Below are 8,083 nucleotides of genomic sequence, written 5' to 3'. Positions count from 1 at the left end.
CTCCACCACCTCGTGGTGAGCCGCGACCTCGGCGAACGCACCATCCCGCGCCCGGATCCGGTCGACGAGTTCGCGCCGTTCACCTCGCGTCGCGGGCTGTTCGGCGGCTTGCTCGCTGTCAGCGCCGTCCTCGGCCTCGGTGGGATCGGCGCGCTCCTGCGCTTCGGTCCGCGGGCGCCCGCAGGCTCGGCCTGGTCCGCCGGTGCGCGGCTCGCGACGCTCGACGGTGAACCGATCCGGCCCGCCGACCTCCCGCTCGGCAGCGTCGTCACGGTCTGGCCGGAGGACGCGCTCGGCAGGGAACTGTCGGCCGTCATGCTGATCCGTCTGCGCGAGGTCCCCGTGGAGCCGACCCGCCTCGACGGGGTCGTCGACGAGACCCTCATCGCGTACTCGCGGCTGTGCAGCCACGCCGGGTGCGCGGTCGCCCTCTACCGGGACCGCGACCAGGCGCTGTTCTGCCCGTGCCACCAGGCGACCTTCGACGCCCGCCGCGGTGCCAGACCGGTCTCCGGGCCGGCATCCCACCCGCTCCCGCAGCTGCCGCTCGGCATCGACGACGAGGGCTTCGTGATCGCCACCGGTGACCTCACCGCGCCACCCGGTGCCGTCGGGGGGACCGCGTGAGCGTGCTGCCCTCCCCCCTCGCTCGCGTCGCGGAGAAACTCGACGCCCGGATCGGCCGCGGGGCGGAGCGACCGTCGCTGTGGCCGATCGGGTTCGGTGCGCTCATCTCCCACGCGGCGATCGTCGCCTTCGGCGTCCTGACCGTCACGGGTCTGGCGCTGGCGCTCGCCTACCGCCCCTCCACCGAGCTCGTGACCTACAGCGGCTCGTCGGAGCTCTACGACGGCCAGCTGCTGCCCCACGCCTTCGCGTCCATCGTGCGGATCAGCGAGGACCTGCCCGGTGGGCTGCTGCTGCGGCGCGTGCACGTGGCCGCGTCGCACATCTTCCTGATCGCGCTCGTCGCCCACCTGCTGCGGGTGTTGGCCACCGGGGCGTTCCGCCGCCCACGGATCGGCAACCACCTCGTCGGCGTCATCCTGCTGGGGATCGCGTTGGGGTTCGCCTACACGGGTGAGCTGATGCCGTTCTCGTTGGTCGCGGCGTCGAGCCTGCGGATCCTCGAGGCCGTCATCGGATCGGTGCCGTTCATCGGCGAGCCGCTCGCCCAGTTCATCACCGGAGGCGAGCTCCCGAGCCAGCGGCTACTCGTCGGTGCCTGGGCCCTGCACGTGTTCCTGCTCCCCGGTGGGTTCACCGCGGTCCTGGCCTGGCACCTGTGGCTCGTGCACCGTCGGACGCCCGCGCTCGATCGCCGGCCCGACGTGGACGTCGACACCCGGGACGTGGGCCGCCCGCTCTGGCCCGACGCCGTCGCCCGCTTCGCGCTGTTGTCCGCCGGCTTGATCACCCTGCTGCTCGCGTCCTCCGTGCTGGTGCCCTGGGCCAACATCGAGCTCGAGGGGCCGTTCTTCGCCGCCGAGGCCACCAACAGCGTCCACCCCGCGTGGGTGATGTTCTTCACCACCGGCGCGCTCCGGGTGATCCCCGCCATCGATCTGGTGTTCCTCGGCGTGCGCATCACCAACGTCCTCGTCGCCGCAGCCCTGATCCCGAGCATCCTGGTCGGCATGGTCGTCGCCTACCCGTTCCTCGAGCGTCGGCTGCTGAAGGACCGCTCTGAACACCACGCCCTCGACCACCCCCTGGACGTCCCGCTCCGCGCAGGTGTGGTCACCTTCATGACCACGGTCGGGGTGATCCTGACCGTGGCCGCCGGCGTCGACGTCCTGTCGTCGTGGCTGGCGGTCCCGGTCGAGCGTGTCGTGACCGGGTTCCGGGTCGCGCTCGTGGTCCTGCCCATCGCGCTCACGGCCGGGGCGGTCGCCGCGTCCCGACGCCGCGTCGCGACCTTCGCCGACCTCGGCGAGGACGGCGATGTCGACCGCGAGATCACCGCATCCGGCCACACCTACGGTGAGGAGTGCGACTCGTGAGCCACCAACCGCTCCGCTCGATCGCGGTCGTCCTGCCGCTGCTGCTCCTCGCCGCGTGCGGCGAGGAGGTGCGGGACTCGACCACCCGCGGGGTCACCCCACAGGCCGACGCGATCGACGGGCTGTTCCGGTTCAGTGTCACCCTCGGCGCGGTCATCTGGCTGCTCGTGATGGGCCTGCTCGCCGTCCCGATCTGGCGGTCGTGGCGGCGCCGAGGTGGGGATGCTGAGGTCGCCCCGACCGACCGTGGGCCGGTCCGGCTCGACGCGCCCGCCTCGGAGGTCGACGGCGCCATCGCCGTCGCCGACCCGACGCACGTGGCGCAGGCCGAGGCCGACCACCGGGTGCGCAACCGGCTCATCTGGGTCGGCGGCATCATCCTGCCTGCGCTCGTCCTGGTGACCCTGCTCGTGTACTCCTCGGTCGTCGGGCGCGCCGCGGCGCACGTCCCCGAGGACGGCGAACTGGTCGTCGACGTCATCGGCCACATGTTCTGGTGGGAGGTGATATACGAGGACGAGGCGGTCATCACCGCCAACGAGATCGTGGTCCCCGTCGACCGGCCCGTGCGCTTCAACCTCACCACCGAGGACGTCATCCACAGCTTCTGGATCCCCCGGATCCACGGCAAGGTGGACATGATCCCGGGCCGCACCAACACCTTCACGTTCACGGCCACCGAGACCGGCGACTTCCGGGGCAACTGCGCCGAGTTCTGCGGCATCGCCCACGCGCAGATGGTGGCGTTCGTGCGCGTGGTCGAGCAGGACGAGTTCGACGCGTGGGTCGCCGCACAGCAGCAGCCCGCCACCACGGGTGCGTCGACCGACGGTGAGCAGGTCTTCATCGAGGCCGGGTGCGCCGCCTGCCACGCCGTCGCCGGGACGGACGCGGTGGCGCGGGTCGGTCCCGACCTCACCCACCTCGCCTCGCGGCGGACCCTGGCCGCGGGCATCGTCCCGAACGAGCGCGAGCGGTTGGAGCAGCTGATCATCGAGCCACAGGCCGTCAAACCCGGCATCCCGATGCCCGCGGCGCAGCTCTCGGCCGACGAGCTCGAGGCCCTCCTCGACTACCTGGAGGGGCTCGAGTGAGCGGCGCTGGAGGTCCCATGGTGCTCCCGGAGGGACCGAGAGCGGTCTCGGAGGATCGGTCATGAGCGACGCCACCGCCCCTCCCCCGTCCGGCCGCTCCGCTCCGGACATCGCGCTGCTCGATCAGGTCTGGGGGTCGAAGCCGGGGTTCATCGGCTGGGTCGGTCAGTGCAACCACAAGGCCGTCGGCCGCCGGTTCATCTTCACCAGCTTCTTCTTCCTGATGCTCGGCGGCTCGCTCGCCATGCTGATGCGGCTGCAGCTGATCGGCCCCGACAACGACGTGGTGGGACCCGAAGCCTTCAACCAGCTGTTCACCATGCACGGCACCATCATGATGTTCCTGTTCGTGGTGCCGATGCTCGAGGGCTTCACCATCTACGTGGCGCCGCTGCAGCTCGGCTCACGCGACATGCCGATGCCACGCCTGAACGCCTTCGGGTACTGGGGGTTCCTGCTCGGCGGGATCTTCCTGCTGTCGAGCTTCGTGGTGGGCGCGGTCCCCGACAGCGGCTGGTTCGCGTACGTACCGCTGACGCGGTCGAGCTACTCGCCCGGCGCCAACCTCGATTTCTGGCTCCTCGGCGTCACCATGCTCGAGATCTCCGGCATCGCCGCGTCGATCGAGGTCATCGCGCTGGTGCTTCGCTTCCGGGCGAGCGGCATGTCGGTCAGCCGGATGCCGATCTTCGTGTGGACGTCCCTGATCGTCAGCGTGATGATCATGTTCGCCTTCCCACCGCTCGTGGCCGGCACGATCCTGCTCGAGCTCGACCGCAAGATCGGGACGGTGTTCTACGACGCGACGTTCGGTGGTGATCCGCTGCTGTGGCAGCACCTGTTCTGGTGGTTCGGCCACCCCGAGGTCTACATCCAGCTCATCCCCGCGCTCGGGATGGCCGCCTCGATCGTGACCGTGAGCGCGCGCCGACGGATGGCGGGTCGCACCGCCGTGATCGTCTCGCTCGTGGCGATCGCGATCCTGTCGTTCGGGCTGTGGGTCCACCACATGTACGCGACCGGCATCCCGATCCTCGCGACGTCGCTGTTCACCGCCGCCAGCTTCATGATCGCCATCCCGACCGGCGTCATCATCATGGCGTTCATCGGGACGATGTGGTGGGGACGGATCGTCTGGCGCAGTTCGATGCTGTACGTCGCCGGGTTCGTGTTCGTGTTCGTCGCCGGAGGGATCACCGGCGTGATGGTCGCGATGGTGCCGTTCGACTGGCAGGCACACGACACCTACTTCGTCGTCGCGCACTTCCACTACGTGCTGGTCGGCGGTTCGCTGTTCCCGATCCTCGGTGGCCTGCACCACTGGATGCCGAAGCTGACGGGCCGGATCATGTCCGAGAGCCTCGGCAAGGTCGCCTTCGCGCTGAACTTCGTCGGGTTCAACGTCGCGTTCCTGCCCCAGCACTGGCTCGGGTTGTTCGGCATGCCGCGACGCATCTGGACCTACGAGGCGGGCCTCGGCTGGGACGGGTTGAACCTCATCTCGACCGCCGGCTCGTTCGTGATGGGCATCGGGATGCTGCTGTTCGCGATCAACATGATCCGTGCCAACTGGCCGGGAGGCACCCAGGCTCCCGACGACCCGTGGGGTGGTGACACCCTCGAGTGGGCGACCGAGTCGCCCGCCCCCGACTACAACTTCGTCGGCACGATGCAGATCGCCTCACCCGAGCCGCTGTGGGACACCGAGTCGGTCCTCAGCCGGGAGCACACCTACCCCGACGGGCGGGTGCGGACCGACCCGCCGCACGAGCGACCGGAGTGGCAGCACCGGCTCGATCACCCCGAGGCACGGCTCCGCGAAGCCATCGCGACCAGCGGCCTCGACGCCGAACCCGACCACATCGTCACGCTCCCCGGCCACAGCCTGTGGCCGCTCTGGTGCGCCGTGGCCATCGCGGTGTCGCTGGTCGGGGTCCTGATCGACTCGTTCGCCCTGGGCAGCGTCGGCCTGGTGGCGATCATCGCGACGACCGCCACGTGGCTGTGGCCGGGGGTGGAGTGATGGCGACGACCCGCTCACGGACCGCGCACCCGGTCACCGATCAGCCTCGTGGCCTGACGATGGGCATGTACGGCGCCATCTTGCTGCTGGTCGCGATGACGGCGGGTCTGGCGGGGCTCGCCACGGCAGGCTTCTACCTGCACACCGGCCAGGACGCGTGGCCGCCGGAGCCGCTGGTGCGACCGGGATCGTGGCTCGCGGTCCTGGCCACCGTCCTCTGCATCGCGGGAGCGGCGACCGCGACCGTGGCCGCGATGCGCCTGCGCCGCGACGAGCGACCAGCCCCGTCGCTGCTGCTGATGATCACGGGGTTCCTGCTGACCGGATCGGTGGTCGTGCTCGGCCGCGACCTCGGGGCGACCGGTTTCCACTGGGGCGACCACGCCTACGCGTCGGTCTACGTCATCAACACCGCCAGCGCGCTGGTGTTCATCGCGGTCGGGATCCTGATGGTCGCCGCCGCCCTCGTCCAACGCCTGGTCGGCGTGGTCGACAGCGGACGCATGCTCGAGATCGACATCACGGTGGTCTACCTGTGGTGGGTGGTGATGGCGATGACGGTCTGCCTCGCGGTCGCCCACCTCCTGCCCGACCTGGGGGGTGCGGGGTGAGCCTGACGGTGACGCCGCGCGAGGACCACCGCACGAACGTGCGGCGTTTCGACGCGGTCTTCGGTGGGCCCATCTGGTGGGGCACGCACCTCGGTGGCACCTACTGGCTCGTGCCCCGAGCGTGCGAGTGGGGCACCACGTGGCCCATGCACACGTTGACCATCGCCATGCTGCTGCTGTGCGGACGAGCGTGGCTGTCGGGCGTCCAGGTCCTGCGGGGCGCTCAGCTCGCCGACCCGGAGGCTGACCGCACCGCGCAACGTGACGTGTTCATCGGCTGGGCCGGCATCCTCCTGTCGATCCTGTTCGGTGCCGTCGTCCTGTACGAGGGCGTACCGGGACTGATCCTCGACGCGTGCGCGATGACGCCGACCAGTTGACGATGGACGACGTCTGGAGCCGCGCCACCGCCGACCCGGCGGCCCTCGCCGCTCTGGCCGGCGTCACGGCGTGGTACCTGCTCGGACAGGCTCGGCGTCGCCGCGCGACGGGGGCGTCCCAGCCACGGCGCACCGCCTCGTTCCTCGTCGGCGTCGCCGTGACCATCGTCGCGGTGGCCGGCCCCATCGCCGGGTGGAGCGCGCACCTGCTGTGGGTGCACATGGTCCAGCACCTGCTCCTGACCGTCGTGGCGGCACCGCTGTTCGCGTTCGGCTCCCCCGTGTCGACGCTGCGGCTCGGGCTGTCCCCCTCGACCCGCAGCACCGTCGCCGGCTGGTCGCGTCGCAGCCGCCGGCTCCGTCGACGCCTCGGCGATCCCCCGCTGCTGGTCGTCGCGACGGTCGTGCACATCGCGTTGACCTGGCTGTGGCACGCCCCCTGGCTCTACGACCTCGCGGTGCGCAACGCCGCCGTGCACGCGCTCGAGCACGTGGCCTTCCTCGGCAGCGCCGTGTGGGTGTGGACCGAGATCGTCGCCACCGCCCGCCGCAACCGTCGGACGCAGGCGCTGGCCACGCTCTGCCTCGCGGCGTTGATCGCCACGGGGGGGGTCCTCGGTGCGCTCCTGACGTTCGCCGGCCGGTCCGTGTACGACGTCTACACCGGGGCCGGGGGGATGACCGCGCTCGAGGACCAGCAGTTCGCTGGCGCGCTGATGTGGGTGCCTCCGAGCTTCGTGTACGCGATCGTCGCGCTGCGCCGGTTCAAGAGCTGGATCGATCGCGCGGAACAGGAGCTGCGCGCTCGCGAACGCCAGCAGCGCCTCGCCGCCGAGCGAGAAGCGATCGGGAGCGTGGTCGGTCGACCCGTGGCCGGCGACCGCTCCCCGTCCCCGCCCGACGCCTAGGGTCACGAGCGATGGGCCTCCGTGACCTGCTGCCGATGTTCTCACCCCCGGGTGGTGGGTCACCGCCGGGCGCGCTCCTGCGTCGCTGGCCGGTCGTGCGTCAGCTGACGGGTGAGGACCGGACCGCCGTGGGTGCAGCCGCTCGCTCGGCGACGACCGATGACCTCACGGCCCGGACCGACGAGGCCGACACCGTCGTCCCCTCGATCTGTCCGTTCTGCGCCGTCGGCTGCGGGCAACGGATCTTCGTCCAGGACGGCGAGATCACCCACATCGAGGGGGACCCCGACAGCCCGATCTCGCGAGGGCGGCTGTGCCCTCGAGGATCTTCGACGCGCGAGATGGTCGCAGGCCCGTCGCGGGAGTGGCAGGTCCGCTACCGGCGCCCCGGCGGGACCGACTGGGAGGCCCTCGACCTCGACACCGCGATGGACATGATCGCCGACCGCGTCATCGCCGCGCGCGACGACGGCTGGGAGGCGTGCGACGACAACGGCTCGCCGCTCAACCGGACGCTGGGTTTCGGCAGCCTCGGCGGGGCGGCGCTCGACAACGAGGAGAACTACCTCCTCAAGAAGCTGTTCACCGCGCTCGGTGCGATCCAGATCGAGAACCAAGCCCGGATATGACACAGCTCCACGGTCCCGGGTCTCGGGACCAGCTTCGGTCGCGGCGGCGCGACCACCTACCCACAGGACCTGGTCAACAGCGACTGCATCGTCCTGATGGGCTCCAACATGGCCGAGAACCACCCGGTCGCCTTCCAGTGGGTGGTGGAAGCCAAGGAGCGCGGCGCGCGTGTCGTCCACGTCGACCCTCGGTTCACGCGCACGAGCGCGTTGGCCGACACGTTCGTGCCGCTCCGGCCGGGGACCGACATCGCCTTCCTCGGCGGGTTGATCCGCTACGTGCTCGAGCACGACGCCGACCTCCGCGAGTACGTGGTCGCCTACACCAACGCTTCCCACGTCATCGCCGAAGGGGTCGAGCTCCCCGACGACGCGGGTGGCTACTTCAGCGGGTGGGACCCGGAGTCCGGCTACGACGACGCGACCTGGCAGTAC

8 protein-coding genes are annotated in these 8,083 nt (G+C 70.6%); all 8 read left to right on the top strand.

From position 1 onward, the window contains the following. The coding region (locus tag WEB03_RS05760) for a ubiquinol-cytochrome c reductase iron-sulfur subunit (RefSeq protein ID WP_368069997.1) at positions 1-627 on the top strand (627 nt) is incomplete at its 5' end. 2 nt (positions 628-629) lie between these two features. Then, positions 630-2,003, top strand: a complete 1,374-nt coding sequence (locus WEB03_RS05755) for a cytochrome bc complex cytochrome b subunit (protein ID WP_368069996.1) — start codon at positions 630-632, stop codon at positions 2,001-2,003. Continuing rightward, the gene (gene coxB / locus WEB03_RS05750; protein WP_368069995.1) at positions 2,000-3,097 is read left to right on the top strand and encodes a cytochrome c oxidase subunit II; all 1,098 of its coding nucleotides are present in this window, start codon (positions 2,000-2,002) and stop codon (positions 3,095-3,097) included. Before WEB03_RS05755 ends, coxB begins: the two co-directional genes overlap by 4 nt. 61 nt (positions 3,098-3,158) lie before the next feature. Continuing rightward, positions 3,159-5,120: a cbb3-type cytochrome c oxidase subunit I gene (locus WEB03_RS05745; RefSeq protein ID WP_368069994.1), complete on the top strand. Its 1,962-nt coding sequence runs from the start codon at positions 3,159-3,161 to the stop codon at positions 5,118-5,120. Beyond that, on the top strand, positions 5,120-5,731 hold the full coding sequence (locus WEB03_RS05740; protein WP_368069993.1) for a hypothetical protein: 612 nt from the start codon (positions 5,120-5,122) through the stop codon (positions 5,729-5,731). The genes WEB03_RS05745 and WEB03_RS05740 overlap by 1 nt, the downstream gene beginning before the upstream one ends. Continuing rightward, the gene (locus WEB03_RS05735) at positions 5,728-6,111 is read left to right on the top strand and encodes a hypothetical protein (protein WP_368069992.1); all 384 of its coding nucleotides are present in this window, start codon (positions 5,728-5,730) and stop codon (positions 6,109-6,111) included. The genes WEB03_RS05740 and WEB03_RS05735 overlap by 4 nt, the downstream gene beginning before the upstream one ends. Next, entirely contained in the window at positions 6,087-7,019 is a 933-nt protein-coding gene (locus WEB03_RS05730) for a cytochrome c oxidase assembly protein (protein WP_368069991.1), read from the top strand. Before WEB03_RS05735 ends, WEB03_RS05730 begins: the two co-directional genes overlap by 25 nt. Before the next feature lie 35 nt (positions 7,020-7,054). Then, on the top strand, positions 7,055-8,083 hold a 1,029-nt coding region (locus WEB03_RS05725), incomplete at its 3' end, for a molybdopterin-dependent oxidoreductase (protein WP_368070015.1).

The organism is Nitriliruptor sp., from assembly GCF_040882075.1.
Lineage (GTDB): Bacteria > Actinomycetota > Nitriliruptoria > Nitriliruptorales > Nitriliruptoraceae > Nitriliruptor.
Note: the sequence above shows the minus strand (reverse complement) of the source record. Positions and strands in the feature narration are given on the sequence as shown.

What these genes read in the sequence shown, in the direction of transcription:
- WEB03_RS05740 (WP_368069993.1), top strand. Translation starts at nt 5,120, where the DNA reads ATGGCGACGACCCGCTCACGGACCGCGCACCCGGTCACCGATCAGCCT.
- WEB03_RS05745 (WP_368069994.1), top strand. Translation starts at nt 3,159, where the DNA reads ATGAGCGACGCCACCGCCCCTCCCCCGTCCGGCCGCTCCGCTCCGGAC.